We start from the raw sequence: 348 nt of genomic DNA on the forward strand, positions 1-348 counted from the left end.
AATTAGTGATGAAAACTCAACGAGTTTGATTGCTAGTGTATCCAACGCGAGTGCTTCAGATGCATCATTGAACAACAGTGCTTCGGTATCGGCTGTGAAGAGCCTGAGTGAAGTTAATAGCGCCTCACAAAGTGCTCTTAACAGTACTTCAGTTTCGACGAGCCTTTCTAACCGTGGTAACTTGACCAGTGATGAATTGACTTCAATTGCCCAAGCTTCGGCTTCAGCAGCCTCAATCAGTACCAGTCAAAGTACTTCAAACCGGGCGGCATCGCAGAGTGCTTCGGTATCCTTAAGTGATGCTCAATCTGGTAACGAGTCCTTAAGTGAGAGTGCTTCAACATCGTT

General features: G+C 45.7%; 1 pseudogene. It reads left to right on the plus strand.

The annotated features are described in order from the left end of the window. Positions 1-348 (plus strand): annotated as a pseudogene (locus FC60_RS09575) (hypothetical protein); the annotation flags it as partial.

The organism is Limosilactobacillus gastricus DSM 16045 (assembly GCF_001434365.1).
GTDB classification, from domain to species: domain Bacteria; phylum Bacillota; class Bacilli; order Lactobacillales; family Lactobacillaceae; genus Limosilactobacillus; species Limosilactobacillus gastricus.